We start from the raw sequence: 25,746 nt of genomic DNA on the forward strand, positions 1-25,746 counted from the left end.
GCCTAAGCTTGCGATGGGAGGGGCCATGAAAGCTCCAAGATCGAATTCGCGTGAGAAAATCCTCGCCGCGGCGGCCGATGTCGCACGAGAAACCGGGCCAGGCAGCCTGTCGCTGGACGCGGTCGCCAGCCGTGCCGGCGTATCGAAGGGCGGCTTGCTCTACAATTTCCCGACCAAGGCCAAGTTGATGCAGGGACTGGTCGAGGGCTATTTGCGCGAGTTCGGGCAGGCGCTCGAAACCGCCAACAGCAGCGACAAAGGCGAAAACCCGCTCGCCGTCTACATCAGGCTGTCGGCGGATGATTGCGAGGACAAGCAGCCGTCGGCATCCTGGATCTTTTCGGCGATCGCCGAGGATCCCGATTTCATGACGCCGATAAAGACATTCAAGCGGCAGCTTTTCGAACGGCTGAAGGGCGAGACGCAGGATCTGAAATCGCTGCTGGTCTGTTATCTCGCCATCGAGGGGCTGCGTAGCATGAACCTCTTCGATGCGGATGTCCTGTCGAAAGACGAGCGGCAGCTGCTGGTGTCGTCCCTTCTCGAAATTGCGGCATTGCCACAGACCCCCAAGGACACCGGTCAGGGCTGATCCAGGCAAGCCTTGCCGGTCTCCGGGTCAAACAAGCGAAGTGCAGCGTCGTCGAAGGCGAAGCAGCATGTTTCACCCTTGGCAAGCCGGGTCCGTGGCGGCAGGCAGGCCGTCAGCCGCTGCGCGCCGATGCGAGCCGTGGTGACCAGTTCGGGTCCGGTCAGCTCGGTCACCTCGATCTCCACTGGCAACGACAACTCCGTTGCAGCACTGGTCGCCACGCGAAGCGCTTCAGGGCGGATACCAACGACCACCTGTGCGCCGTCACGGGCCGAGTTCCGATAGCTTGCGGGCAAGGGTATCAGCACGTTGGAATCGGCGATGGCCAGCTTTCCGTCGGCGATAGCCGCCTGCAGCATGTTCATCGATGGCGCGCCGACAAAGCTCGCGACATAGAGCGTTGCCGGCTGGTTGTAGATCTCTTCGGGCGTGCCGAGCTGCTCGATCCTGCCGTCGCGCATCACTGCAATCCTGGTCGCTAGCGTCATCGCCTCGATCTGGTCGTGGGTGACATAGACGACCGTTGTCTGCAGCATCTGGTGAAGGCGTTTCAGCTCGGTGCGCATTTCCAGGCGCAGCTTGGCGTCGAGGTTGGACAGCGGTTCGTCGAACAGGAAGACCTGCGGCTTGCGCACCAGCGCCCGGCCGATGGCGACGCGCTGGCGCTGGCCGCCGGAAAGCTGGCTCGGCTTGCGGTCGAGCAAGGTCTCGATCTGCAGCAGTCTTGCCGCGTCGCGCACGGCCTTGTCGCGCTCGTCGGCGGCAACGCCGCGCATCTCCAGCCCGAAGCCGATGTTACGCTGGACGGTCAGGTTCGGATAAAGCGCATAGGACTGAAAGACCATGGCGATGTCGCGGTTCTTGGGATGAACGCCAAGGATCGAGCGGCCGCCGATAAGCACATCGCCGCTTGTGGCTTCGGCCAGCCCCGCGATGATGTTGAGCAGCGTCGATTTTCCGCAGCCCGACGAGCCGAGCAGCACCAGGAACTCGCCGCTCTGCAGTGCGATGTCGATGCCTTTCAGCGTCTCGACACTGCCGTAGCTCTTGCGGATGTCGCGGATTTCAAGCGCGCTCATGTGTGGATTCCTCGAAATGCATCGGCCCGCCATAGTTGCGGGGCAAGGTGGAGATCGCACGCGAGGCGACATGCGTCGCGGCGGAGAGACAGGCCGACAGCGGCTGCTCCTGGGCCAATGCCGCCAGGAAAGCGGCGTTGAAGACATCGCCGGCGCCGATCGTGTCGACAACCCGGACATCGGGCGCCATGGCTTCGACGAGCGCTCCATCCGGGCCGATGGCGATGGCGCCCAGCGGCCCGCGCTTGACGACGAAGGTCGCGCCTCGCCTCATACTCGACCGGATTTCGCGTGCGGCCTCCACTGGGCTCGGCCTTCCCGCCAGGGTCACGGTCTCGACCTCGTTGAACAGCGCCAGCTCGCAGCGCGACAGCCATGCGCGCGTCGCGGCGCAATTGGCCTCGGTCCAGCCATCGATCGGCCAGCCGGTGTCGAGCGCGACGGCAATATCGTGGCTGTCCGCCCAGTCGAAAAACGCTTCGTAGTTGCGTGTCAGATCCTCGGTCAGAAAGGAGCCGCACAACAGCGCGTAGCCACCGGAGAGCGCCCTACCGTCGAGAACGGAAAACACATCGGCGAGACTGAAGCGCGGCAGATGTCCGCGTGTGGTGAAGAAGGTCCGCTCACCGTCCGGGTGCGTCATGCCGACGGACAACGTCGTGCCTTCGGGACGGACCGGCCATTTCTCGGCACGGCGGCCGAAGGCCTCGCGAAGCCAGCGGCCGAACTGATCGTCGCCGACATTGGCGGCAACGGCGAAATCGACGCCCAATGCCTGCCATGCCAGCGCGCTATTGCCGGCCTGGCCGCCGACGCGCAATTCGTCATGGTCGACGACGGTCTCCGTTCCCGCCTTTGGCCATGGCGCGACCGGGCCGACAATCAGGTCGACATTGACGTTGCCGATCACCGCAAGCGGACGCATCACTCGCTCCTGGTGATCTTGGTGGAGCGGACAGGCGTGCCGGCATTGTCGACGCGGGCATCGGCGAAGGCGATCATCAGGCGCTGCGCTAGAGGCAGCATGGCGAACATCGCGGCCATGCCGGAGGCCGGCTTGAACGAAAGCGTGATGGCACCCGCAACAGGCGCTTGCCCGGACGAATCAAAGACGACCAGCGGCGCGCCGGCTTCGACCACGGATATGGCCATGGCGGTCACCAGCTCTGACGTCGGGTCATTGCCGCGAAACAGGATGACGCCGATGTGCGGGCCAAGCATCTCCATCGGGCCGTGACGCAACTGGCCGCCCTCGAGCGAAAAGCATGGCAGGCGCGACAATTCGGTAAGGCCAAGCGCCAGCGCTTCGGCGAGACCTTGCAGCCGGCGGCCCGAGGTGACGATGGCCGTCACCTGGTCCAGTGCTGCCAGCGCTTGCCTGATGTCGTTGTCATGTGGCCGATCCAGTGCACTGAGCGCCGCACTCGGGTCTTCGCCGAGTGCGGCCAGGATCGCCAGATGCAGTGCGAAAGTCACGGTCAGGCTGCGGGTGGCGGCGAAGGCCAGTTCGGTGCCGCCGGCGCCCACCAGGCAAGGCGCGGTGCGAGCCAGGAACGAGGCGGCTTCGAGTGTCAGGCCGAAAACATCGGCGGTGCTGCCAGCCTCCGCGAACCACCTGACGACCTCGGCGCTCTCGCCCGACTGCGAGGTGACGAGCACGGTCCTGCCGGCCAGCGGCAGTGGCTGGCCGAGCTGTTCGGAAAGCGGCAGCGCCAGGGCATCGATGCCAAGCGCGCGATAGAGCGGCTCGACGGCACGCCCGACGGCGTGCGAGCCGCCCATGCCGAGCAGCAGCAGGCGCCCGGCCTGCCGGACCGAGGCGGCGACTTTTGCCGCCTTGGCAGCATTCTGTTTGAACGAGGCGATTGCATCGGCATACTGGCGCGCCATTTCGCGGTCGATGGCGAGCAGTCCGGCCGGCCGGGGTTTTGCTGCAGTCATCATCATCCTTTCACACCGCCGCTGGTCAGGCCCGAGATGAGCGCGCGCTGCATGACCAGGCCGATCAGCACCGGCGGCAAGGCGGCCAGCACGCCGGCTGTGGCGATCAATCCGTAGTCGGAAACACGGCCGCCGGCCAAATCGGCGATGGCGACGGTCAAGGTCTTGGCGCGCTGGTCCGAGGTGAACAGAAGCGCATAGAAGAATTCGTCCCAGGCAAGCAGCACGGCAAACAGCGCCGATGTCGCCATCACGGGCGCGGCCAGCGGCAGCGTGATGATGCGCAAAGTCTGGAACAGACCGGCACCGTCGATCATCGCCGCCGCCTCGATCTCGCGCGGGATCGAGTCAAAGCCCGACTTCATCAGCCAGGTGGTGAAGGGTGCCAGAATGGTCAGGTAGACCAGTGCCAAGCCGAAGACATTGTTGAGCAGGCCGAGATATGACAGGCCCATATAGAGCGGTACGGCAAGCGCCACAGGCGGGAGCATGTAGGTGGCGATGACCATTGACAGCGACCAGCCGATCGACGGCGTGCGCGAGACGGCCCAGCCCGCGGGGATCGCCAGCGCCAGGGCTGCGATGGTCGCCATGCCGGCAATCTCGAGGCTGTTGCGCAGCGATGAGGTAAAGGCACCACCGGCGCTGTTTTCAGCTGTCGACAGCAATTGCTGGTAACGGGAGAAATCGGCACTTTGCGGCCACCAGCGCAGCGGCTTGGCGGCAAGGTCGGCGGCCGGCGATATGCTCATGATGAACAGCCAGGCGAGCGGCGCCAGGATGACGGCTGCGAGCAGCAAAGCGCAGGCATGGATGAAGATGGTGAAGGCAGGGCTCTGGCGTTCCATCAGGCGGCACTCCCGGCGGTTTTCCGCACAAGCGCCGCATAGGCGACGGCCAGCACGGTGACGAGCAAGGTGACGATCAGCGCCAGCGACGCGCCGGAGCCGGCGCGCTGGAAGGAGAAGGCCTCCTGGTAGACGAGGATCGACAACGTGCGCGTGCTGTTGGCCGGACCGCCGCGGGTCATCACCCAGATGATGTCGAAGACCTTGAAGGCCTCGATGGTGCGTAGCACCAGCGCCACCATCAGCGGGCCGGCAAGATAGGGCAGGATGACAAAGCGGAAGCGGTTGAACGGCCCGGCGCCGTCGACGAGCGAGGCGGCGGTGATGTCGCGCGGCACCGCCTGCAGCGCGGCCAGCGCGATCAGCGCCACCAGGGGAAAATTCTTCCAGCAGTCGGCAACGATCAGCGCAGCCAGCGCCGTGCCCGGCTCGCCGAGCCAGGAGCGATAGGAATCGAGAAGATGCAGTTGGGTCAGCGCGGCGTTCAGCGCGCCATATTCGGGATTGTAGATGAGCCGCCACAGCGTGGCGTTGACCACCGTCGGCAATGCCCAGGGCAGGATCATCAAGGCGCGCAGGATGGCGCGGCCGTGAAACTGCTGATTGAGCAGCAGCGCCGCGAGAACGCCGATCACCATTTCGGCGGCGACCGAGATCACCGCGAAGAGTGTCGTGGTGACCAGCGTGCGCGAGAAGTTCGAGCTGGACAGCATGTTGGCATAATTGTCGAAGCCGACGAAATTTCCGCCGGTGCCGACCAACTTGGCGTCAGTGAAGGAAAGCCCAACCGTATCGACCAGCGGCCAGCCTATGACGGCGACCATGACCACGAGCAGCGGCAGCATCAGCAGCCACGCACGGGTTGTCATCCAGGTGCCCGACATCGGAGCAGCCCCTCTTCATCCATGGTGATTTCAGACATAGCACGGGCGGCACTGGGCCGCCCGTGGTTGGAAGCAACGTCTCAGAGGCCGCTGTTTTGTGCGGCGGTCTTCAAGGCGTCTTCCGGCGAAGACTGGCCGAGAAGCGATTCCTGGATCGCCTGCTGCAAGGCAGTCGACAGCTCCTGGTACTTCGGCGTGGTCGGGCGCGGATACATGGCGGCCAGACCGAGCTTGGCGGCGGCGATCAGCTCTTCCTGGCCCTTGGTGACGGCCGGGTCGTCGTAGGACGAAGCCCAGATCGGCAGCGAGAGCTTGGCATACTGGTTTTGCGTCGCCTGCGAGGTCATGAATTCAATGTATTTCCAGGCTTCGTCCGGATGCTTTGAGACCGCTGTGACGCCGAGGCCCATTGAGCCGTTGACGGCCGACACCTCGCTGGTGCCAGTAACGCCTGGCGCCGGCACAACGCCGACCTTGCCCGCCACCTTGCTGTCCTTCGGATCGTTGGCCATGTTGTACATATAGGTCCAGTTCAGCGCGAAGGCGGCGTCACCGTTTTGGAAGACCTTGCGCACGTCTTCTTCCAGGAATTCCTTGGAATTGGGATTGGTGAGACCCGACTTGTAGCTGTCGACCATGTATTTCAGCGCTGCGACGCCGGGGCCATTCTGGAAGTCCGGCTTGCCGTCCTTTAGGAAGTCGCCGCCATAGGCGCTAACCAGCGTGGCATAGTCGCAGATCGCGGCCTCGGCCTGCGCCCAGCTCCAGGCTATGGGTGTCTTCAGCAAGCCCTTGTCCTTGATGATCTTGGCCTGTTCGCCGAGTTCTTCCCAGGTCTTCGGCGGCGTCTTGATGCCGGCCTTCTCCAGGATATCCTTGTTGTAGAACAGGTATTTGGTGTCGAGGATCCACGGCATGCCGTAGTACTTGCCGTCGTACTGGACCGTGGTCCAGGCGCCGGGCAGCACGCCCTTCTTCATGTCGTCGGTGATCTTCGACGACTCATCGACCAGCACCTTGTTGGTGGCGTATTCGGCCGGCCAGATGACGTCGAACAGCACGACGTCATAGCCCCCGCCCGAGCCCTGCGCGAGCACGGTCTTGTCGTGCAGGCCTTCATAGGGGACGAATTCGAGATTGACCTTGATGTCGGGATTGGCCTTGGTGAAGGCGTCCGTCATGGCGCGCACGTCGGCCTCGCTGTAGGCGGCCTGCGCCATGAAAAGCGCATTGAGCGACGTTTCGGCGAAGGCATGGGGAACGAACAGCCCCCCGACAAAGACTGCGCCCAAAAGGGTCTTACCGATCGATTTCAGCATCTTCTTCTCCCATTTCCGATGTTGGCGGGCCGGCAATCTTCATTGCCTTCCCGGGTTGATGTCACGTGACCCAATGCTTCCCGACCGGGGGGCGGCGACAGGGTCCAAAGCCCTGGCCGTCTTGTTTTGCGGTCGGTTTCGCTATTAAGTCAATTCGCTTGACTTAATTAGTCGATCAATATCCTAATGGAGTCAAGAGGGAAACGCCGGTGGACGATATCAGCCCGATCCGCGCCAAAAGCGGCACCAATCAGGAAGGCACGAGTGCGCACAATCGCCGTGTCATGATCGAGGCGCTGCGTCTCAATGGCGCCCTGTCGCGGGCTGATCTGGCACGGGCGACGCAACTCACCAAACAGGCGGTCTCCAACATCATCGAGGATCTCGAAAGCGATGGCCTCGTCGTTGCCCTCGATGCGGTGCGCAAGGGCAGGGGCCAACCCTCGACCCCTTACAAGCTGGTTCCCGAGGGGGCCTTCGCCATCGGTCTGCAGATCGACCGCCATCTGACGCGGGCGGTCGCCGTCGACCTGATGGGCAGCGTGCTGGCTCGCGCCGAGGCCAACCTGCCATTCGATGAACCATCGAAGGGCGTCGAGGTCATCCTCGGCCTGATCAGTGGCGTCCGACGCGAACTGGCTGAGCTATCCGCCCAATCCGAACAGAGGCTGGTCGGCCTTGGCGTCGCCATGCCGGGTCCTTTCGGGCTGAAGAACTCGGACGACAAATGGATGATGCCGGCCTGGCAGAAATTTCCGCTGCTGGAGACGCTGGCTGAAGGCACAGGCCTGAATGTCGGCCTGCAGAACGACTCCGCCGCCTGCGCGACGGCGGAACGCATCGTCGGCGCGGCGCACGGTGTCGATCACGCGGTCTGCCTCTACGTCGGCTACGGCATCGGCGCCGGGCTGATTCTCAACGGTGAACTCTACAGCGGGGGCCATGGCAATGCAGGCGAGATCGGCATGGCGCTGCTGTCGCCGGCCGGACCCGGCTCGACGCCGCTCGAACATCGCGCGTCGCTGGCCTCGCTCTACCAGCATCTCGATCTCAACCCGGCCGACAACGATATCTACCAACAGATTGACGCCCTGGTCATGGTCGAGGATCCCAAGATGACGGCTTGGATCGATGGTGCGGCGCATGATCTGCGCTGGAGCGTGCACCTCATCGAAACGATCTTCGATCCGCAGACCGTCATCCTGACCAGCGGAGCGCCGGAAGCACTGGCCCGCCGGTTGATCGAGGCGATGCATCCGCTGCTGCCGTCGATCGCCGACCGGCCAGGGCGGAATTTGCCGCGCCTGCAGCTTGGCACCACCGATCCCTGGTCGATCGCGCTCGGTGCCGCCGCGGCGCCTATCAGCCGCGCCTTCGATCCGCTGTTTTCGGCGATCCTGAAGACGCGATCCAGCGGCGCCTGAAAGGGCCGGCCGCCAGGCTTTTCGCCCTGGCGCCTGGGGCACGAGTCGCCGGTCTATGCTGTGATCCTGATCGATGCGGATGGGTGATCGTGCATTTTCACGATTTTCTGGACAGCGCTGCCGCCTGATTTGGCTGGCCGGCATGAATCAAATGCGCAGGCCCGTCGCCCATCAATCGAGTGAAACAGAAATCGCGTTCATGGGGCTATCGCACCATGTCATTTTTCGCGTTTCCAGAGCATCTTCTCAGTCGGAAAGTTCCCTTGCCACCCGAGAATGTCATGTCTGGAGACGCTGAAACACTCCCGATTTCGTTCTACGATGTGATGATCGCCGAGGCTTCCGTTGTCAGTCGTCGCCGAGAACTGATCGCCGCCAGACGTGCGTCGGACGAAAAGGGCGGGAAGAGACCGCCGAGTGCGTCGTCGGTGGCGGCGAGCCGTGCGGCCCGGGTCCAAGTGGTGACATCGGGGACGGCGGATGAGCGCGGCAATCCTTATCCCAGAATCGAGGCGGAGCGCGACCTGACAGGCCTTGCGTGTTCAGGCGGAGGCGTTCGTTCGGCGGCATTTTGCATGGGCGTTATGCAGGCGCTGGAGTCCATCACCGAAGAGGACCAGCCGAAGGTGTTCGACAATGTCGATTACCTATCGACGGTTTCCGGAGGCGGCTACATCGGAACGTCGCTGGTCGCCGGGCTGATGCAGACGGATGGTGTTTTTCCGTTCACAAGCACACTCGGCGGCCCGGAGTCCCTCGAGACCCAGCACATTCGGCATTATTCCAACTATCTGGCGCCAAATGGGTTTATCGACGTCATTGTCGGCCTCGTGGTGCTGCTGCGTGGGCTGCTGGTCAACGCGATGATTTTCCTTGCGGCTCTTGTAACGCTTGCCTGGCTGACCCTCCTGATCAACCCGACGGAAGCATCACTGCGGCTGCCCATCTTCGAAAAATTGACCGGGGATTCGCAAAGCGTCTTCTTTTGGTCGATCGTTCTGCTGACTGCATTCGGCATTATGCAGATTGGCTATTCGATAGTTGCCTTTTGGCCTTCGAAGCGGGCTGATCGCATGACCACGCTTGTAGAGCGAGAAACGACCAGCCGGGTTTTTGCATTCGTCTTTATCGTGTGCCTGCTGATCGCCTTCTTCGAGTTTCAGGCTTACGTTCTCGCCGGACTCTTCGATGCGGCGAACCCACCAAAGGATTGCAAAGCGATCAACTGGGTCGGGTGCGCCTTGATCCATATGCCGAACTCACTGAGCGGGCTCTGGAGTGTCCTTGTCGGCATGTCGGCCGGGCTTGCTGCCTTCGGCAACAAGCTTATCGCCGTCGTGGTTGCCTCGAAGGGCGACAATTCGTGGACCGGAACCGCTAACATCTGGCTTCCAAGATCCTGTTGTACTGCCTGTCCGTGGTTGTGCCGGTATTCCTGTGGGTGGTTTATCTAAGCCTGTCCTATGCGGGAATTAGCGGTGGCGGCGCGGCAGCTGTCACCGAAAATGCACGCGAGAACTATGCGATCGTGGCTGGCCTGCTCATTCTTTTCTCATTGCTGGTCACGCCAAACGCGAATTCGCTCCACGGTTACTACCGGGACCGTCTGAGCAGGGCATTCCTTTGGCGGCTGGACAAGCTGAGAGACGGCGCCAAGAGCGAACTTGTTGAAAAAAACCGCGTGCTCGCTCCCCTGAAGCGATGGCTCAAAGACCGGAAAGCACGAAAACGGGAGATCGATGTCGACCAGTTCAAATTGACGTCGCTGAAGCCCGGCTCCCCAGGAAACTGGGCTGATTCCGTTTGGTTTTCGCCCTATCTGATCATAAACACCACGGTCAATCTGGAGGGGTCGCCCTTTCTCGGCAGGCGCGGTCGCAGTGCCGATGCCTTCTTTCTCAGCCCCCTCTATACCGGCAGCCAGGCTACGGGCTACATCGCGACGGAGTCAGTCGAGCAGGCCGACCGCAATCTCAATCTCGGCACGGCAATGGCTATCTCGGGAGCGGCGGCATCCGCAAATATGGGGGCGAACACCATCCGCGCCCTGACTTTCAGCTTAGCTGCGCTGAACGTACGCCTGGGGTACTGGCTTCCAAATCCGCGGTTCCTCGGTGACCGGTCGGGCCTGCGGGGATGGCTGGCCCATGTCGCGCCCTGGTACTTTGCCAAGGAAGCGATGGGCAGAGTCGATGAACTGACAAGCAATGTCTACCTGACGGATGGAGGCCATTTCGACAATCTGGGCCTTTATGAGCTGCTGAAAAGGCGCTGCAAGGTTATCGTCGTGGCCGACGCCGAGGCCGACCCGACGCTCGATTTCAACTCGCTCATTCGGGTCGAGCGCTATGCACGAATCGATCTCGGCATTCTGATAGATCTGCCTTGGGCCGAGCTTCGACGCTCGAATGCGCAGGCAAGCGAGGAGAAGCTGAACGACAGCCCTACCGATGAGGGGCCGTTCCATGGCCCCCACGTCGCGATCGGTAGAATTGACTATGGAGAAGACGAGCACGGCGTGCTGATCTACATCAAGTCATGCATGAGCGGTGACGAAAGCGACATGATACGCGACTATCGTCGGCGTTACCCGCAGTTCCCCCATCAAACGACCTTGGATCAGTTCTTCAATGAAGAGCAATTCGAGGTCTATCGAGCGCTCGGCTTCCACGCGACGCGTAATTTCTTCATCGGCAAAGATCGTTTTGCCGGCTTAAAGAGTTGCCCGATGCAGGATTGGCCAAGCCTCGTGCGAAGGGCGCTGGCGCAGCTCAACGTGCCGCAAGACGCCGTGGAGAAAATTGTGCAACGCCAGCAGGATGCGATGATTTAGGCGATGTGCCGTTGGCGGCTGCGCTGCTGAATCAGCGTCGTTCTCGTACATCGCGAGCTACATCTGGCGGCCGCTAGCCTTCGTTGAAGCGGACCGGCCGACTGCTTGGGCTACAGCCCTCCAAGTCTCTTTTTCGACACGACATGCCTTCCGCCAGGCGCCTTAAAAGCATGCGAAATCTGCACATTAGTCTTGACAGAAATACATATGTTCAATACCCGTCAGGCCATTGAACAGCCTGCACTATGGGAGGAACGAGCGGTATGGCTTCCAATGTTTCGTTGACCGGCCTTGCCCGCGATCTCGAGGACCGCGCCAGATCGGGCAAGCCCATTCGCATCGGCCTGATCGGCTCCGGCGAGATGGGCACCGATATCGTTACCCGGGTCGCGCATATGTCCGGCATCGAGATCGGCGCCATCTCCGAGCTGAACCTGCCCGCCGCCAGCAAGGCAGTCGATATCGCCTTCCAGGAAACCGGCCACGCGCGCGAAGTGTCGAACGCTTCGACGATGACGGCCGCGATGGAGGCCGGCAAGGTGGCGGTGACCAACGATGCCAGCCTGGTTATCGACAACGATCTCATCGACGTCGTCATCGACGCCACCGGCGTTCCTGCCGTCGGCGCCGAGATTGGGCTCCGCGCCATGGAGCATGGCAAGCATCTGGTGATGATGAATGTCGAAGCCGACGTCACCATCGGTGCCTATCTGAAGAGCGAGGCCGACCGGCTGGGAGTCACCTATTCGCTGGGTGCCGGCGACGAGCCGTCCTCTTGTATGGAGCTGATAGAATTCGTCTCGGCGATGGGGCATCCGATCGTCGCCGCCGGCAAGGGCAAGAACAATCCGCTCAACATCGATGCCACGCCCCCCGACTATGAGGAGGAGGCCAAGCGCCGGCATATGAATGTGCGCATGCTGGTCGAATTCGTCGATGGCTCCAAGACAATGGTCGAGATGGCGGCGATCGCCAATGCCACCGGGCTGGTTCCCGACAAGCCCGGTATGCATGGCCCGGCGGCGACGCTTGGCGACCTGTCCAAGGTCCTGGTGCCGCAGAAGGATGGCGGCGTGCTGTCGAAGGTCGGCGTCGTCGACTACTCGATCGGCAAGGGTGTCGCGCCCGGTGTGTTCGTCGTCGCCGACATGTCGCACCCGCGCATTTCGGAGCGCATGGAAGATCTGAAGATGGGCAAGGGCCCGTATTTCACCTTCCACCGCCCCTATCATTTGACCTCGCTCGAAGTGCCGCTGACCTGCGCCCGCGTCGTGCTCTACGGAAAGGCGGACATGGTGCCGCTGGCCAAGCCGACCGCCGAAGTCTGCGCGGTGGCCAAGAAGGACATGAAGCCGGGCGAGAAGCTCGATGCGATCGGTGAATATTGCTACCGCGCCTGGATCATGACGGCGCCGGAGGCGCGCGCCGCCAAGGCCGTTCCCTGCGGCCTGCTGCAAGGCGGCTCGGTGACCGCGCCGATCAAGAGGGGCGAGCTCATCACCTATGCAAATGCCGCTCCCGCGCCGGGCTCCAAGATCGCCGAATTGCGCGCCCGCCAGGACAAGCTCGTCTACGGCTCCGTGGGAGCCTGACCATGGCCGGAGCCAGCAAAGCCGTCGCCGACAGTCGCGCCAACCTGCCCTTCGTCTATCGCCAATACAGCGCCGAGCAGCTCAGAGAGGTGCTGTACAAGATGTACCTCATCCGCCGCTTCGAAGAGGGCGCGGAGGAGTGCTACACGCGCGGCCTTATCCACGGCACAATGCATCTGTCGATCGGCCAGGAAGCCAGCGCCATGGGCATCTGCATGCCACTTGCCGAGGATGACCAGATCACCTCGACGCATCGTGGCCATGGCCACTGCATTGCCAAGGGCGCCGAGGTCAAGCGCATGTTCGCCGAGTTCTTCGGCAAGACCACCGGTTATTGCAAGGGCCGTGGCGGCTCGATGCACATTGCCGATGTCGGCAAGGGCAATCTCGGCGCCAATGGCATCGTCGGCGGCGGCATCCCGATCGCCGTCGGGGCGGCACTGTCCTCCAAAATGATGAAGACCGGCAAGGTCGTGGTCTCCTTCTTTGGCGATGGTGCCAACAATGAAGGCGCCTTCCACGAGGCGCTGAACATAGCCGCGATCTGGAAGCTGCCGGTTATCTTCGTCTGCGAGAACAACGGCTACGGCATGTCGACATCGACGGCCCGATCGACCGCCGTCAAGAACATCGCCGAACGCGCCGCCGCCTATTCGATGCCGGGCGTCATCGTCAACGGCAACATCTTCTCCGAGGTCGCCGAGGCATCGCACCAGGCTGTCGAGCGTGCCCGCGTGGGAAATGGGCCGACACTGATCGAATCCAAGACCTATCGCCATCGCGGTCATTCCAAGAGCGACCGCAACCGCTACCGCACCAAGGAGGAAATCGAGGACTGGATGTCGAATCGCGATCCGATCACCCTGTTCGAAAGCGAGCTGCGCGAATTCGGCTTCATCGACGACAAGGGCATCGAGGCCATTCGCGGCGCGGTGGCGCAAGAGATCGCCGACGGCATCGAGTTCGCCAAGGAGAGCCCGTCTCCGGACGTCCGCGACACCGGCAATTATGTCTACACGGAGCAGGCTTGATGGACGCGATGGTGCGTGAACTGAGTTACGCCCAGGCGATACAGGAAGCCATGGCGATCGCCATGGAAATGGACGAGCGCGTCTTCCTGATGGGCGAGGATATCGGTGTCTATGGCGGCGCCTTCCAGGTCACCGGCGATCTGGTCGATCGTTTCGGCACCGCGCGGGTCATCGACACGCCGATTTCGGAGCTGGGTGGGGCTGGCGTGGCGGTCGGTGCCGCCCTCACCGGCATGCGGCCGATCTTCGAGTTCCAGTTTTCCGACTTCGCCACGCTGGCGATGGAGCAGATCGTCAACCAGGCGGCCAAGATGCGCTTCATGCTCGGCGGTGAGGTTTCGGTTCCGGTGGTGATGCGCTTTCCGGCCGGCTCCGGCACGGGTGCCGCCGCCCAGCACAGCCAGAGCCTCGAGGCCTGGCTCGGCCATGTACCTGGCTTGAAGGTCATCCAGCCGGCGACGCCATACGATGCCAAGGGCATGCTGCTGGCGGCGGTCGCCGATCCCGATCCGGTGATGATCTTCGAGCACAAGCTGCTCTACAAGATGAAGGGGCCGGTGCCCGAAGGCTATTACACAGTGCCGATCGGCAAGGCCGATGTCCGCCGCGAGGGCTGCGACCTGACCATCGTCGCAACCTCGATCATGGTGCACAAGGCGCTCGACGCCGCCGCTGCCCTCGAGGCCGAAGGCATCGACGTCGAAGTCGTCGATCTCAGGACGATCCGGCCGATGGACAAGCAGACCATCATCGACAGCGTCAAGAAGACGTCGCGGCTGATGTGCGTCTACGAAGCGGTCAAGACGCTGGGCATCGGCGCCGAGGTCAGCGCGATGATCGCCGAGAGCGAGGCGTTCGATTACCTCGATGCGCCGATCGTGCGGTTGGGCGGAGCCGAGACGCCGATCCCCTACAATCCGGAGCTCGAAAAGGCTGTTGTGCCACAGGTTCCCGACATCATCGCGGCCGCGCGCGACCTCGTGAAAGGGATTCGCTGAGCGATGCCGACCGAAGTCATTCTTCCCAAGGTCGACATGGACATGGCGACCGGACAGATCTCGCGCTGGTTTGCCGAGGAAGGCGCCAGGGTCAAGAAGGGCGATGTGCTGTTCGAGATCGAGACCGATAAGGCGGCGATGGAGATCGATGCGCCGGCCAGCGGCGTCCTGCGCGACGTCACCGGCAAGGAGGGCGTCGACATTGCGGTCGGCGCGGTGGTTGCCTGGATCTATGCCGACGATGAGGCCTATGGGGACAAGGCGGAGCAAGACAAAGCGCCAATCTCCCCACCCGTGGGGGAGATGTCGACAAAGTCGACAGAGGGGGGCGCTGTCCCGCCTGCGTCTCAGTCTGTCGGGGCTCCCTCTGCCCTCCCGGGCATTTCCCCCGCAAGGGGGGAGATCGGCCAATCGCCTTCGGTTGCGCGCGCAACACCTTTGGCTCGGCGCCTTGCCCGTGAAGCGGGTCTTGCGCTCTCCGATGTTGCCGGCACCGGTCCGCACGGCCGCGTGGTGAAGGCCGATGTCGATGCGGCGATTGCCGGTGGCGGCGCCAAGCCTGCCGCCAAGGCGGCACCTGCCGGGGCTCCGGCTGCTGCTTCTGCCGCGCCGGTGAAGGCGATGTCGGACGATCAGGTGCTGAAACTGTTCGAGGCGGGCTCCTACGAACTGGTCCCGCATGACAACATGCGCAAGACCATTGCGCGCCGTCTGGTCGAGGCCAAGACCACCATCCCGCATTTCTACCTGACGCTCGATTGCGAACTCGATGCCCTGTTGGCATTGCGCACGCAGATCAACGCCGCAACGCCCGTGAAGAAGACCGACAAGGGCGACGCGCCCGCCTACAAGCTGTCGGTCAACGACATGGTGATCAAGGCGATGGCGCTGGCGCTGAAGGCGGTGCCGGATGCCAATGCGTCATGGACCGAAAGCGCGATGGTCAAGCACAAGCATGCCGATGTCGGCGTCGCCGTGTCGATCCCAGGTGGCCTGATCACGCCGATCATCCGCAAGGCGGACGAAAAGACGCTGTCCGCGATCTCCAACGAGATGAAGGACCTGGCCAGCCGGGCGCGCAGCCGCAAGCTGAAGCCGGAAGAGTATCAGGGCGGCACCACGGCGGTGTCCAACCTCGGCATGTTCGGCATCAAGGACTTTGCCGCCGTCATCAACCCGCCGCATGCGACGATCCTGGCGGTCGGCGCCGGCGAGGAGCGGGCGGTGGTCAAGAATGGCGAGATCAAGATAGCCACCGTGATGTCGGTGACACTGTCGACCGACCATCGCGCCGTCGATGGCGCGCTGGGTGCCGAACTGCTCGTCGCCTTCAAACGGCTGATCGAGAACCCGATGGGCATGCTGGTCTAGGGTCTACTGATGTTCAGGTGAGGCCGGCACCTGCGAATGGCGGTCTTCTGCGCTTCCGGTGCTTACATACCCGAAAGTACGCTGCGCTCCGGTGCTCGAAGACAACCATTCTCGATCCGGCCTGACCTGAATCTCAACACACCCTCGGGCGTGGCGACATAAGGCAAGGCCGCCCTGCGAAGCCGGCTTATGTCAGAAACGACTTGTCAGGCGCCAACCCCTGACCCATGTTGTAAGTGGATTTCGATCCAAAGGGAGGCCAGCATGCCCGCATTCGACCCATCGGACGTCAAAACCTTGTTCAGCAAGGTGATGGGCGCGTCGCCGTCTGACATCAAGCTGGTGGCGCAGCGCCTGCACGATCACGCTTTCGAGCCGCGCATGTCGGCGGAGGAAACCAAGCAACTGGTCGTGAGCCTCGGCTATGGCAGTCTGGACGCGTTCTGCGCCGACATTGGCCTGCCGGTGCATATCGCCGAGCGCTGGAGCCGTTTTGGTGTTTCCGGCGAGATGAAACAGGTGTTCACGCTGCTGGCGGCCCAGCGCAAACGGGTGGCTGAAGCCGTGGCCGAATTCGAATCCATGACCCATGTCGGCGTCGAGGATTTTTTGCGCGAGCGTGGGCTTATCTAGCTACAGCGCCGAGTTTCAACCGCCCCTTGCCAGCAGTGCCGTGGCCGTATCGCTGTCGGTAATCAACACATTGGTGCTGACGGCTTTCAGCGCGGCGAGGATCGCCGGAACCTTGCGCTTACCGCCTGCGGCAAGAACGACGTTCGGCACCTGACCGACCACATCGAGATCGATGGCCATGACGCGTCCGTTGACCTCGTGGTCGACCAGCCTGCCTGCGGCGTCGACGAAAAAGCACAGGATGTTGGCGACCGCGCCCTTCGCCTTCAGCGAAGCGATGAGCGACGACGGCACGATGCCGTGCCGGAATATGGTGGCGTCGGGCGACATGTCGCCGACGGTCAGCAGCGCGATGTCGGCGGCGGCAGCGCGCTGGCGCACGTCCTGCAGGGTCGGCTGCGCCCACAAGAGATCGCGAAGCGAGGGGTCGTCGACCGTCACCGGCGCGGTGATCTGGTAGTTGTCGACTTCGAAAACATCGGCGACCTTGGCGGCGACAATCGACGGGTTGATCCATTGCGAGTGCGGCAGGCTGCCGACGAGCGCCACCACCGAGGCGCGCTTCAATTGCCGGCGGGCGAGGAAGCCGAGACTCGCATGCAGGGTCGCACCACCGCCGATGGCCAACGTCATACCATCCCGCATCTGCTCGCCGAGATAGGCCGCCACGGCATGGCCGATCGCCTTTTCCAGATGATCGTGCGACGAGGGCGTCGGGACGACGACGGCGGCGTTGAGGTCCCAACGCTTCTCGAGTGCGCGCTCGAGGGCCACCTGCTCGGCGGTTGGCGCATTGATCATGGTGACGACAATGCCTTCGGCGGTGCAAGCGGCGAGGGTGCGCATCACCTTTACCCGGCTGACATCGAGCTTTTCGGCGATCTGCTCCTGCGTGAAGCCTTCGACATAGTAGAGCCAGGCCGTCTTGACGTTGAGGTCAGACGACACCATCGGCAGGCCAGCCGGTCTGGGTTTTTCCGTGGGCATCGGTCCTCGTCCTCATGAGCCATCACCTGGCCGAATTGTCCTCATCGGAGGAACGCCGGCCCGATGTCAATTGATGCCGGTCCGCCGGCACGTCGATCGTCGCACAATTCTGTTCATTTGTAATTGACATTGTACATATGAACATATTTTGTGGGTTTCACGCGCAGTGTCATCCACCAGTCATATGCGCCGTGCAGGGAGGAGAGACGGGAACTGGCCAGGGGCCGGACCGGTCGTGCACAGACAAGACAGGAGGTCTCATGAAGACGCTAATCATCAAGCTGCTGGCCAGCCAGCTGGCGCTCGCGGCAACTTTGTTTGCCGGCGTGGCCGGCGCCGAAACGCTGACGCTCTATACATCCCAGCCGGAAGCCGATGCCGCCAAGACCGTGGACGCCTTCAAGAAGGCGCGGCCTGGTATCGACGTGACCATCTACCGCTCCGGAACGAGCGACATCCTGACCAAGATGGCAGCCGAATTCGCCGCCGGCAGTCCGCAGCCCGATGTGCTTTTGATCGCCGACGCGGTCAGCATGGAGCTGTTGAAGAAGGACGACCGGCTGCTGCCTTATCCCGAGGCGAAGCTCGACGGCATCGAGGCGGATGCCTATGACGCCGACAAGACCTATTTCGGCAGCAAGCTGATCACCACCGGCATCGTCTACAACACCGCGGCCGCCGAAAAGCCGCAGCATTGGGCCGATCTCGCCAAGCCGGCCTATGCCGATGGCCTGGTCATGCCGAGCCCGCTCTATTCGGGCGCTGCCGCCTACCTGCTTTCGGGCTTCGTCGGCGATGCCAACTATGGCTGGGATTTCTTCCAGAAGCTGAAGACCAACAACACCGTCAGCGTGCGTGGCAATGGGGCGGTGCTGAAGTCGGTGGCGAGCGGCGAGAAGCCCTATGGCATCCTGGTCGACTTCATGGCGATGAACGCCAAGAAGAAGGGCTCGCCGGTCGAGTTCGTGTTCCCTAGCGAAGGCGTGCCGGCGGTGACTGAACCGGTCGCCATCATGAAGACGGCCAAGAATGTCGATGGCGCCAAGAAGTTCGTCGACTTCATTCTTTCAGACGAGGGCCAGAAGCTGGCGCTGTCCATGGGCTACCTGCCGGCGCGCGCCTCGGTCGGTCGCCCCGAATGGATGCCGGAAGGCGTCAAGGTCAAGGTGATGCCATTCGACACCAAGGCAATCGTCGCCAAGACCGACGCTGACAAGGCGAAGTTCTCGGAACTGTTCGGCGGCTGAGCCCGACAATCGCGGCGGTATGCCGTCTCGACGGCATACCGGACCGCTTCGGGCGAACCCGACCGCGTCGGCGATCGATCCCAAGGGAAAGCAATCATGTCACCAAGGATCAGGGAAAGTCGGGGCCAGGAAATGGCCCTGACGGCGGCGGTGGCCGTGGTCATCGTCCTGCTTTCCGTGTTGCCGATGCTGCGTCTCATCAAGGAGATCGTCGCACCCGGCGGCACCTTGTCCAGCGTGGCGATAGAGGCCGGATTGAGAAACCCGGCAACCTGGATCGCGACCTGGCACACGCTGGTCGTCGGCATCGGCGGCACGTTGCTTGCGGTGCTGTCGGGTACGCTGGTGGCTGTCCTCGTCGCGCTGACCGACATTCGTGGCCGCAGCGCCCTCGTGCTTTGCTATGTCATGCCGCTGATGATCGCGCCACAGGTGACGGCGCTGGCCTGGCTGCAACTGTTCGGCCCGGCAAGTCCGTTCCTCAAGCTGTTCGGCGCAGCACCCCCGCTCGGCACCAAAAACCCGCTCTATTCCACCTCGGGCATCATCCTGCTGCTCGGCGTGCAGTACGGCCCGCTGGTCTTCCTGCTGGTACGCGCCGGCCTGCGCAAGCTGCCGCGCGAGCTGGTCGAGGCGGCGCGGGCCGGCGGCGCCGGCTGGTTCACCGTGCTGGTCACCATCGTGCTGCCGCTGATGACGCCGTCGATCATGGCAGCCGCGGCACTCGCTTTCGTGTCCTGTGTCGGTAATTTCGGCATTCCCGCATTTCTCGGCATTCCTGCCAATTATCTCGTGCTGCCGACGCTGATCTACCAGCGGTTGGCCGGCGGCGGTCCGGCGGTGCTCGGCGAAACCGCGTTCCTGTCGGTGCTGATCGGCGTCATCGCCATGGCGGGCATTCTCGTCCAGGAGCTCACGAGCCGCCGCCACGACTATCGCATAAGCTCCACCTCGCTGGCGGCCGAACCCTATGAGCTCGGCCGCTGGCGGCCTGTCGTCCAGGCCGGTATGTGGCTGTTGATCGTGGCTGTGCTGTTCCTGCCGCTGTTCGGGCTGGTGCTGACGTCGCTGGTGCCGGGCTACGGCATTGCACTCAGTGCCAGGACGGCAACGCTCGACAATTATCGCTTCGTGTTGTTCGAGCATGATGCGGCCAGCCGCGCCTTCTTCAACAGTTTCTGGCTGTCGATCGCGGCCGCGGTCTTCGCGGTCCTGGTCGCCGTGCCGATCGGCTACCTCATTGCCTGGGGCAAGCAGCGCTGGGTGCGGCTGCTCAACCTGTCGGTCGAACTGCCCTACGCCTTGCCCGGCGTGGTGCTGGCGATCGCCTCGCTGCTGCTGTTCCTGCGGCCGATTCCGCTGACCGGCATCCAGCTCTACAACACCGTCTGGATCATTCTTTATGCCTATCTCGCCCGCTTCCTGGTCCTGGCGCTGCGGCCGACCATCAGCGGCTATCACCAGATCGACAGGGCGCTGGAGGAAGCTGCCCAGGTGGCAGGCGCCGGGCTGTTCACGCGCATGCGCACGATCATCTTTCCGCTCGTGGCACCGGCGGCGATCGCCGGCGGCCTCCTGATCTTCATGACGGCGCTCAGCGAGCTCACCGTTTCCGCGCTGTTGTGGTCATCTGGGTCGGAAACGATCGGCGTGGTGATGTTTTCCTTCGAGCAGGGCGGCGATTCCAACTACGCGGCAGCGATGTCCGTCGTCACCGTGGCAGTCACCTTCGTGCTGATGCTGGTAACCAATCTGCTTGCCCCTCATCTTCCCAGCGGAGTGCTGCCATGGCGCGATTGACCCTGGACCACGTGACCAAGAGTTTTGCCGACTTCGACGCGGTCAAGGATGTGTCGATCGATGTCGGCGACGGCGAGTTCCTGGCGGTCCTCGGGCCCTCCGGTTGTGGCAAGACGACGTTGCTGCGGCTGGTCGCTGGATTCGAGAAGGTGACATCCGGCGAGATTCGCATCGGCAGTGATGTCGTGTCGGGCAAGGGCGGCAGCGTCGCGCCGGAGAAGCGGCGCGTCGGCATCGTCTTCCAGAACTATGCGCTGTGGCCGCACATGACGGTTGCCGAGAACATCGGCTATTCGCTGAAGGTGGCGAAGCTGGACAAGGCGGTCGCGCGCCGGAAGGTCGAAGACGCGCTCGCTTTGGTCAATTTGCAGGGATTAGGCGACCGCAGGCCGGCCAATCTCTCAGGCGGCCAGCGCCAGCGCGTGGCGCTGGCGCGCTGCCTAGTCGCCGCGCCCTCGCTTGTCCTGTTCGACGAGCCGCTCGCCAATCTCGATGTGCATCTGAGGGCCTCGATGGAGGATGAGTTCGCCGCCTTTCACAAACGCACGGGTACGACCATCGTCTACATCACCCATGATCAGGCCGAAGCGATGGCGCTCGCCGACCGCATTGCCGTGATGGACGGCGGGCGGCTGGCCCAGCTGGCGACGCCGCGCGAACTCTACCATGAGCCGGCAAATGAAATGGTTGCATCCTTCATTTCGCAAGGCATCCTGCTTCCCGCCGACGTGCTGAGCGCGGAGCAGGCCGGTCTCTGCAAGGTCCGGGTGCTCGGCGCCGAGCTGGCCGTCCGCTGCCGGGCGGGGGAACGGCCGCGCGCCGGCGCAAAAATCTGCTGCCGGGCATCCGATCTCGACGTGTCGCCGGATGGTCCTGGCTTCGACGGCCTCGTCAAGCGGGTGATCTACCAAGGCGGCGCGGCGCGCATCGAATTTACGCCTGCCGCCGGCGCGGATCTCACCTTGCATTTCGAACAGCCCGATCCGGTGGTGCTGGAGAGCGGCGCACAGGCGCGGCTGCGGATAAGGTCAGGCTGGCTCATCCCGGCGGCGGGGGAAGCATGGTGATGATGCTCGACCTGCTCGGCGGCTTTGGGGAAAAGGGCCGCACCAGTCTCGCTGTCAGCAGCGGAAAAGATCGCATCCTGCTCGACGTCGGCATCAAGGTTGGCGAGTCTGGCGCCGAGTACTATCCGGCTCTCCACGGTTCGGTTGCCGACATCGACGCGTTGTTTGTCTCGCATGCGCACGAGGATCATGTCGGCGCATTGAGCTGGCTGTTGTCGCAAGGGTATGCAGGTCCGATTTTCATGACGGCGGAGACCCGCAACGAGGCTCCGGCAACACTCGCCGGCTATGCCGAGCCCGGGGATCTGCAGCGTTTTCCCTTTCCCAGCGATCGCATCGAACTCTTTGAGCCCGGCGATACGCTGAAGAGCGGCAATCTCACGATCCGGACGGGGCGGTCGGGACATGTCGTCGGCGGTGTCTGGTTTGCCGTCGACGACGGCGAGTGCCACGTCGCCTATTCGGGCGATGTGGTGCCGGACAGCAACGTGTTCGTGATGGACACGATCCCGCACTGCGATCTGCTTGTTCTCGACGCTTCTTACGGTGCCGATCCGGTGCCGGGGGCGACGCGCGCGCGTGCAATTTCGGAGTGGGTGAACAGACATTCAGACGGATGCCTTTTGCCGACGCCGCTGTCGGGCCGATCGCTGGAATTGATTGCGACGTTGCCGGGACCGTTTGCCATCCACGCCGGGATGCGTTCATCGCTCCAGGCGCAGATCGGTGCTACCGCAGCTTTGTTGCCCGGTGTTTCAGACTTCTTGCTTCGCCGCTTGCGAGGCGCAGCGGACTGGGCCGATTCCGATCCATTGCCGTCATTGCCTTTGCTGGCGGATGACGGCATGGGTGAGGCCGGACCGTCGTCGCGGCTGCTGCCGCGCGCGGAAGAGGCCGGTTTTCCAGTGCTGCTCACCGGGCATCTGCCATCAGGCTCCCCGGGCGATGTGCTGCACAAGGCCGGTCGGGCCGACTGGGTGCGCATGCCCACCCATCCAACGCTGTCGGGCAATGTCGACATTTGGGAGAAGGCTGGGCGCCCCGCAGCGCTCGGTCATTCCTGTGCGACCGATCTTCTGTGCGACCTGCAAAGCCACATCCCGTCGCTGCGCGCACAATGCCGCACCGGCCAGCGCATCACGGTGCCGGAGGCAAGAAAAAGATGAGAATCCTGATCTGCAACGACGACGGCATCGAAGCGCCGGGGCTTGCCCGGCTTGTCACTGCCGCAAACGGATTGAGCGACGATGTCTGGGTGGTCGCACCCGATGGCAAACGCACCGCCGCCGGGTCGTCGCTGACGATCGCCAAGCCGTTGACGATGCGCCGCACTAGGCCTGGCTGGTATTCCTGTTCCGGTACTCCGGCCGATTGTGTGGTGAGTGCGATGACGTGGCTGTTTGCCGATGGGCAAAAGCCGGACCTGGTGCTGTCGGGGGTCAATGACGGTCGCAACGTTGCCGAGGACCTTGCCTATTCCGGGACGCTCGGCATTGCCCGTGAAGCGACCTTCTGGGGCGTGCCTGCCATCGGCTTCTCGCGCGTGAAAAATCCGGATTTTGCCGATGCCGATGACCAGTGGCTGGGTGCGCTGATCGCATCGCTTTGGCAATCGCGCGCGGACTGGGCAAGGGAAGGTCACTGGCTGAGCATCAACCTGCCGACCTCGCTGCCTGCTGAACTCCGGCAGCCGCGCATCGGCCGCGACAAGATCGGCCGCAAGGCCGAGATCGTGGAAAGCGATGGTGAGCGAACCGTCATCACCGTCCCGCGCGGCCGCGACCATGCCACCCAGTCTGGGGACGAGAACGCAGCGATCGATGCCGGCTTCGTGAGCATCAACCGGCTGAACTGGTTTGGCGAAACGCGGCTGGACGACCGGTTTCTGGACAGGATCCTGCGCCAGCGGCAAAGCTAGCTGATCACAGGTCTTGATGGAATCGGACCGTGGAACGCTTGCACCGTGGTGTCCGATTTCGTCAAAAGATGTCCCACCGAGGTCGTAGATAACGAGTTGTCGCGAATGTCGGGACGGGACAGGTGCTCGTCGAGTCGCGCCAACGCCTCGGGTGGTGCGGCCCCTGCCATCCTCTCCTGCGGCTAAAATTGCGTCAATCCAGTGCCTATGCTTGAAGCCGCCGCTATTTCATTCCACATCGGTCAGGATGAAGGACGAGGAACGAGAACGGCGTCGGAATTTGCTGTGGGGCTTGCCCGCCTCGCTGATCCTGCATGCGCTCATCGTAGCGCTCGCGGTCTACAGCCTGCCGAAGCCTCCCCAACAGCCGCAGCAGGAGCAAACCGTAAATGTCGCGCTCGTGCCTCCGCCCGATCAGCCAAAACCGAAGCCTGCTCCTGCACCGCCTCCAAAGGAACCCAAAGCCGAAAAACCACCGGAACCGAAGGTTGAAAAGCCACCCGAGCAGAATGTCGAAAAGCCGCAACCACCGGAAAAGCAGCTGCGCAAGCCCCCTCCAATCGAGGTTCTGAAGCCTGTTTTTCAGTTCGGCGACAAGGATAGCGGCCCCCGGAAATCCCTGGATGGGGCCAGCGCTCAAGACAACTCGCTCTCGCCGGCCAAGGATGACGCTTCGAAGCCGCCTGTCGTGCCGAAGCCTGCAGAAAACCAACCTGCAGCGCCGGCAGATTCCGATCAGCCGCCAGATTCAACCAAGGCCGCCGAGAAACAGGTAACCGCAGCGAAGGACGCCGAGTCCGCAGAGGAGAAGCAGGCAACTTCAAGCCAGGAACTGGACAAACAGCAGGCGGACAAACAAGAGGCAGGAGCGCGAGACGCTGAGAAGCAAACAGAAGCGGCACCAACGCCGTTGGCTGCCACCGGCGGTGAGATCGAGCTTCCCATGTCGGCCGAGACGCCGAAGGCCAGACCCGAAAACGCGCCGAAACCCAGCCCTGCAAAGGTCTCGAAGCCCCGAAGCGGGAGCGCCGGGCGGCCGAATTCTCAGGACGCTGCCGTTGCCGCATCACGCGGCTATTCGAGCCTTCCGGGTGTTCGCAGGCTCAACTCGCAGAGCGCTACTGGCGATGCATTGGCCACGACCTCGATGAGCGGCGTGCCTCGCGATCAGCGTGCTGGCAAACTTTGCGCCAGCGTATTGCAACAGCAACTGCTGGACGCCTCTTATCTTCCCGTCTTGTTGCCGTTTGTTCGGCTGAAGGCGGGCAACGTCCTTGACGCCCCGGATGTCGCATTCCGCACAACGACAGGATGGTACCACCTGAGCTTCCGGTGCGAGGTCGATACCGATGCGACGAGGGTCTCGTCCTTCGCCTACCGTGTCGGGACTGTGGTTTCGCCCGAAGAAGCGGCTCGCTTTGGACTTCGCTGATAAACTAGGCGGGGACACCGAGCCTGGACAATTGCTGGCTAACGTCATGCCAGTCAGCGCAGACGAAATCGGCACCGGCCGCTGTCAGCCGCGCGCCGTGCCCGGCATAGGTATGGCCGCCGCCGGTGTAGCCGATCGCCGTCATGCCGGCGGCAACTGCGCCCTGGATGCCGAAGGGTGAATCCTCGATGACGATGCAGTCGACAGGGGTGGCGCCCATCTTGTCGGCGGCAAACAGGAAGATGTCCGGCGCGGGCTTGCCGTTCCTGACCATCGAGGAGCTGTAGATCGCGTCGCCGAAGTATCGCGCCAGCCCGGTGACGGCGAGGCTGTGGTTTATGCGCTCGACGGAAGATGACGAGGCGACGCAGCGGTCGCCCGCAAGCGTCTGCATAAATGCGGTAATTCCGGGTGTCGGCTTCAACTCCTGGGAAAACAGGATCTTGGTCTCGGCCCAGATGTCGCCGTCTGATGCTGCTGGAAACTGGTGGCCGGTCAATTCCCTGATCTTGGCGATGATATCGGCCTGCTTCATGCCGATGCACTGGGCGATGATGCTGGTGTTGACGCCAGGCATGCCATGCTTGTCATAGACGCGTTCATAGGCCCGGGCGGCCAGAGGCTCGCTGTCGACAAGAACGCCGTCGCAATCGAAAATGATAGGCCTTGGTCGCGCCACGCGCTTCTCCCCCGAGTCGATTTCGCACATCGCTATCGGCAAAAAGTCAAATGTTCAATAGTGCGCGTCGA

Annotated in this window: 23 protein-coding genes; 15 read left to right on the forward strand and 8 right to left on the reverse strand. The window is 62.9% G+C overall.

What is annotated here, in order from left to right; genetic code table 11:
- Positions 1-25: 25 nt before the first annotated feature.
- The gene (locus AC1RZR_RS08780) at positions 26-592 is read left to right on the forward strand and encodes a TetR/AcrR family transcriptional regulator (RefSeq protein ID WP_481828252.1); all 567 of its coding nucleotides are present in this window, start codon (positions 26-28) and stop codon (positions 590-592) included.
- Here AC1RZR_RS08780 and AC1RZR_RS08785 read toward each other — a convergent pair.
- The 6 genes from AC1RZR_RS08785 to AC1RZR_RS08810 form a co-directional block, all read right to left on the reverse strand.
- Positions 583-1,671 (reverse strand): ABC transporter ATP-binding protein, encoded by a 1,089-nt coding sequence (locus tag AC1RZR_RS08785; RefSeq protein WP_481828253.1) that lies wholly within the window; start codon positions 1,669-1,671, stop codon positions 583-585. The genes AC1RZR_RS08780 and AC1RZR_RS08785 overlap by 10 nt on opposite strands.
- Positions 1,658-2,596: a PfkB family carbohydrate kinase gene (locus AC1RZR_RS08790; RefSeq protein WP_481828254.1), complete on the reverse strand. Its 939-nt coding sequence runs from the start codon at positions 2,594-2,596 to the stop codon at positions 1,658-1,660. The genes AC1RZR_RS08785 and AC1RZR_RS08790 overlap by 14 nt, the downstream gene beginning before the upstream one ends.
- On the reverse strand, positions 2,596-3,618 hold the full coding sequence (locus AC1RZR_RS08795) for an SIS domain-containing protein (protein WP_481828255.1): 1,023 nt from the start codon (positions 3,616-3,618) through the stop codon (positions 2,596-2,598). The genes AC1RZR_RS08790 and AC1RZR_RS08795 overlap by 1 nt, the downstream gene beginning before the upstream one ends.
- Positions 3,615-4,460, reverse strand: a complete 846-nt coding sequence (locus AC1RZR_RS08800; RefSeq protein WP_477269494.1) for a carbohydrate ABC transporter permease — start codon at positions 4,458-4,460, stop codon at positions 3,615-3,617. Before AC1RZR_RS08800 ends, AC1RZR_RS08795 begins: the two co-directional genes overlap by 4 nt.
- Positions 4,460-5,344, reverse strand: coding sequence for a carbohydrate ABC transporter permease (locus AC1RZR_RS08805; RefSeq protein WP_477269496.1), 885 nt, complete (start codon positions 5,342-5,344; stop codon positions 4,460-4,462). The genes AC1RZR_RS08800 and AC1RZR_RS08805 overlap by 1 nt, the downstream gene beginning before the upstream one ends.
- Positions 5,345-5,424: 80 nt before the next feature.
- The gene (locus tag AC1RZR_RS08810) at positions 5,425-6,663 is read right to left on the reverse strand and encodes an extracellular solute-binding protein (RefSeq protein WP_477269498.1); all 1,239 of its coding nucleotides are present in this window, start codon (positions 6,661-6,663) and stop codon (positions 5,425-5,427) included.
- Between the two features lie 209 nt (positions 6,664-6,872).
- On the opposite strand from AC1RZR_RS08810, the gene AC1RZR_RS08815 reads away from it, so the two are divergent.
- The 8 genes from AC1RZR_RS08815 to AC1RZR_RS08850 all read left to right on the forward strand — a co-directional run bounded on the left by AC1RZR_RS08815 (position 6,873) and on the right by AC1RZR_RS08850 (position 16,545).
- Positions 6,873-8,087 (forward strand): ROK family protein, encoded by a 1,215-nt coding sequence (locus tag AC1RZR_RS08815; RefSeq protein ID WP_481828256.1) that lies wholly within the window; start codon positions 6,873-6,875, stop codon positions 8,085-8,087.
- 215 nt (positions 8,088-8,302) lie between these two features.
- Positions 8,303-9,541: a patatin-like phospholipase family protein gene (locus AC1RZR_RS08820; RefSeq protein WP_481828257.1), complete on the forward strand. Its 1,239-nt coding sequence runs from the start codon at positions 8,303-8,305 to the stop codon at positions 9,539-9,541.
- A complete protein-coding gene (locus tag AC1RZR_RS08825; protein WP_481828258.1) occupies positions 9,490-10,920 on the forward strand; it encodes a hypothetical protein in 1,431 nt (476 codons plus the stop codon). The genes AC1RZR_RS08820 and AC1RZR_RS08825 overlap by 52 nt, the downstream gene beginning before the upstream one ends.
- A gap of 263 nt (positions 10,921-11,183) precedes the next feature.
- Positions 11,184-12,512, forward strand: coding sequence for an NAD(P)H-dependent oxidoreductase (locus AC1RZR_RS08830; protein WP_481828259.1), 1,329 nt, complete (start codon positions 11,184-11,186; stop codon positions 12,510-12,512).
- A 2-nt stretch (positions 12,513-12,514) separates the two neighbouring features.
- The gene (locus tag AC1RZR_RS08835; RefSeq protein ID WP_481828260.1) at positions 12,515-13,543 is read left to right on the forward strand and encodes a thiamine pyrophosphate-dependent dehydrogenase E1 component subunit alpha; all 1,029 of its coding nucleotides are present in this window, start codon (positions 12,515-12,517) and stop codon (positions 13,541-13,543) included.
- A complete protein-coding gene (locus tag AC1RZR_RS08840; RefSeq protein ID WP_477269508.1) occupies positions 13,543-14,541 on the forward strand; it encodes an alpha-ketoacid dehydrogenase subunit beta in 999 nt (332 codons plus the stop codon). The genes AC1RZR_RS08835 and AC1RZR_RS08840 overlap by 1 nt, the downstream gene beginning before the upstream one ends.
- Before the next feature lie 3 nt (positions 14,542-14,544).
- Entirely contained in the window at positions 14,545-15,912 is a 1,368-nt protein-coding gene (locus tag AC1RZR_RS08845) for a pyruvate dehydrogenase complex dihydrolipoamide acetyltransferase (RefSeq protein ID WP_481828261.1), read from the forward strand.
- A 264-nt stretch (positions 15,913-16,176) separates the two neighbouring features.
- Positions 16,177-16,545, forward strand: a complete 369-nt coding sequence (locus AC1RZR_RS08850; RefSeq protein WP_379105336.1) for a hypothetical protein — start codon at positions 16,177-16,179, stop codon at positions 16,543-16,545.
- Positions 16,546-16,560: 15 nt separating this feature from the next.
- Here the strand turns inward: AC1RZR_RS08850 and AC1RZR_RS08855 are convergent, their stop codons facing one another.
- Positions 16,561-17,532, reverse strand: a complete 972-nt coding sequence (locus tag AC1RZR_RS08855; protein ID WP_481828262.1) for a sugar-binding transcriptional regulator — start codon at positions 17,530-17,532, stop codon at positions 16,561-16,563.
- Between the two features lie 260 nt (positions 17,533-17,792).
- Here AC1RZR_RS08855 and AC1RZR_RS08860 point away from each other — a divergent pair, with 260 nt between their 5' ends.
- The 6 genes from AC1RZR_RS08860 (at position 17,793) to AC1RZR_RS08885 (ending at position 24,996) form a co-directional block, all read left to right on the forward strand.
- On the forward strand, positions 17,793-18,779 hold the full coding sequence (locus AC1RZR_RS08860) for an ABC transporter substrate-binding protein (RefSeq protein ID WP_481828263.1): 987 nt from the start codon (positions 17,793-17,795) through the stop codon (positions 18,777-18,779).
- Positions 18,780-18,875: 96 nt separating this feature from the next.
- Entirely contained in the window at positions 18,876-20,579 is a 1,704-nt protein-coding gene (locus AC1RZR_RS08865; protein WP_481828264.1) for an ABC transporter permease, read from the forward strand.
- Positions 20,567-21,646 carry an ABC transporter ATP-binding protein gene (locus tag AC1RZR_RS08870; RefSeq protein WP_481828265.1) on the forward strand — a complete coding sequence of 360 codons (1,080 nt, stop codon included), beginning with the start codon at positions 20,567-20,569 and terminating at the stop codon, positions 21,644-21,646. The genes AC1RZR_RS08865 and AC1RZR_RS08870 overlap by 13 nt, the downstream gene beginning before the upstream one ends.
- Positions 21,646-22,812, forward strand: a complete 1,167-nt coding sequence (locus AC1RZR_RS08875) for an MBL fold metallo-hydrolase (RefSeq protein WP_481828266.1) — start codon at positions 21,646-21,648, stop codon at positions 22,810-22,812. The genes AC1RZR_RS08870 and AC1RZR_RS08875 overlap by 1 nt, the downstream gene beginning before the upstream one ends.
- The gene (locus AC1RZR_RS08880) at positions 22,809-23,564 is read left to right on the forward strand and encodes a 5'/3'-nucleotidase SurE (RefSeq protein WP_481828267.1); all 756 of its coding nucleotides are present in this window, start codon (positions 22,809-22,811) and stop codon (positions 23,562-23,564) included. The genes AC1RZR_RS08875 and AC1RZR_RS08880 overlap by 4 nt, the downstream gene beginning before the upstream one ends.
- 247 nt (positions 23,565-23,811) lie before the next feature.
- Positions 23,812-24,996 carry a DUF930 domain-containing protein gene (locus tag AC1RZR_RS08885; RefSeq protein ID WP_481829043.1) on the forward strand — a complete coding sequence of 395 codons (1,185 nt, stop codon included), beginning with the start codon at positions 23,812-23,814 and terminating at the stop codon, positions 24,994-24,996.
- A gap of 4 nt (positions 24,997-25,000) precedes the next feature.
- Here AC1RZR_RS08885 and AC1RZR_RS08890 read toward each other — a convergent pair whose 3' ends face one another.
- Complete coding sequence (locus AC1RZR_RS08890; protein ID WP_481828268.1) at positions 25,001-25,675, reverse strand: HAD family hydrolase; 675 nt, start codon at positions 25,673-25,675, stop codon at positions 25,001-25,003.
- Positions 25,676-25,746 lie beyond the last annotated feature (71 nt).

The organism is Mesorhizobium bavaricum, assembly GCF_056781655.1.

What these genes read in the sequence shown, in the direction of transcription:
- AC1RZR_RS08875 (WP_481828266.1), top strand. Translation starts at nt 21,646, where the DNA reads ATGATGCTCGACCTGCTCGGCGGCTTTGGGGAAAAGGGCCGCACCAGT.
- AC1RZR_RS08860 (WP_481828263.1), top strand. Translation starts at nt 17,793, where the DNA reads ATGAAGACGCTAATCATCAAGCTGCTGGCCAGCCAGCTGGCGCTCGCG.
- AC1RZR_RS08870 (WP_481828265.1), top strand. Translation starts at nt 20,567, where the DNA reads ATGGCGCGATTGACCCTGGACCACGTGACCAAGAGTTTTGCCGACTTC.
- AC1RZR_RS08835 (WP_481828260.1), top strand. Translation starts at nt 12,515, where the DNA reads ATGGCCGGAGCCAGCAAAGCCGTCGCCGACAGTCGCGCCAACCTGCCC.
- AC1RZR_RS08810 (WP_477269498.1), bottom strand. Translation starts at nt 6,663, where the DNA reads ATGCTGAAATCGATCGGTAAGACCCTTTTGGGCGCAGTCTTTGTCGGG.
- AC1RZR_RS08805 (WP_477269496.1), bottom strand. Translation starts at nt 5,344, where the DNA reads ATGTCGGGCACCTGGATGACAACCCGTGCGTGGCTGCTGATGCTGCCG.
- AC1RZR_RS08795 (WP_481828255.1), bottom strand. Translation starts at nt 3,618, where the DNA reads ATGATGATGACTGCAGCAAAACCCCGGCCGGCCGGACTGCTCGCCATC.
- AC1RZR_RS08780 (WP_481828252.1), top strand. Translation starts at nt 26, where the DNA reads ATGAAAGCTCCAAGATCGAATTCGCGTGAGAAAATCCTCGCCGCGGCG.
- AC1RZR_RS08840 (WP_477269508.1), top strand. Translation starts at nt 13,543, where the DNA reads ATGGACGCGATGGTGCGTGAACTGAGTTACGCCCAGGCGATACAGGAA.
- AC1RZR_RS08800 (WP_477269494.1), bottom strand. Translation starts at nt 4,460, where the DNA reads ATGGAACGCCAGAGCCCTGCCTTCACCATCTTCATCCATGCCTGCGCT.
- AC1RZR_RS08790 (WP_481828254.1), bottom strand. Translation starts at nt 2,596, where the DNA reads ATGCGTCCGCTTGCGGTGATCGGCAACGTCAATGTCGACCTGATTGTC.
- AC1RZR_RS08865 (WP_481828264.1), top strand. Translation starts at nt 18,876, where the DNA reads ATGTCACCAAGGATCAGGGAAAGTCGGGGCCAGGAAATGGCCCTGACG.
- AC1RZR_RS08880 (WP_481828267.1), top strand. Translation starts at nt 22,809, where the DNA reads ATGAGAATCCTGATCTGCAACGACGACGGCATCGAAGCGCCGGGGCTT.
- AC1RZR_RS08845 (WP_481828261.1), top strand. Translation starts at nt 14,545, where the DNA reads ATGCCGACCGAAGTCATTCTTCCCAAGGTCGACATGGACATGGCGACC.
- AC1RZR_RS08850 (WP_379105336.1), top strand. Translation starts at nt 16,177, where the DNA reads ATGCCCGCATTCGACCCATCGGACGTCAAAACCTTGTTCAGCAAGGTG.
- AC1RZR_RS08830 (WP_481828259.1), top strand. Translation starts at nt 11,184, where the DNA reads ATGGCTTCCAATGTTTCGTTGACCGGCCTTGCCCGCGATCTCGAGGAC.
- AC1RZR_RS08785 (WP_481828253.1), bottom strand. Translation starts at nt 1,671, where the DNA reads ATGAGCGCGCTTGAAATCCGCGACATCCGCAAGAGCTACGGCAGTGTC.
- AC1RZR_RS08885 (WP_481829043.1), top strand. Translation starts at nt 23,812, where the DNA reads ATGAAGGACGAGGAACGAGAACGGCGTCGGAATTTGCTGTGGGGCTTG.
- AC1RZR_RS08855 (WP_481828262.1), bottom strand. Translation starts at nt 17,532, where the DNA reads ATGCCCACGGAAAAACCCAGACCGGCTGGCCTGCCGATGGTGTCGTCT.
- AC1RZR_RS08820 (WP_481828257.1), top strand. Translation starts at nt 8,303, where the DNA reads ATGTCATTTTTCGCGTTTCCAGAGCATCTTCTCAGTCGGAAAGTTCCC.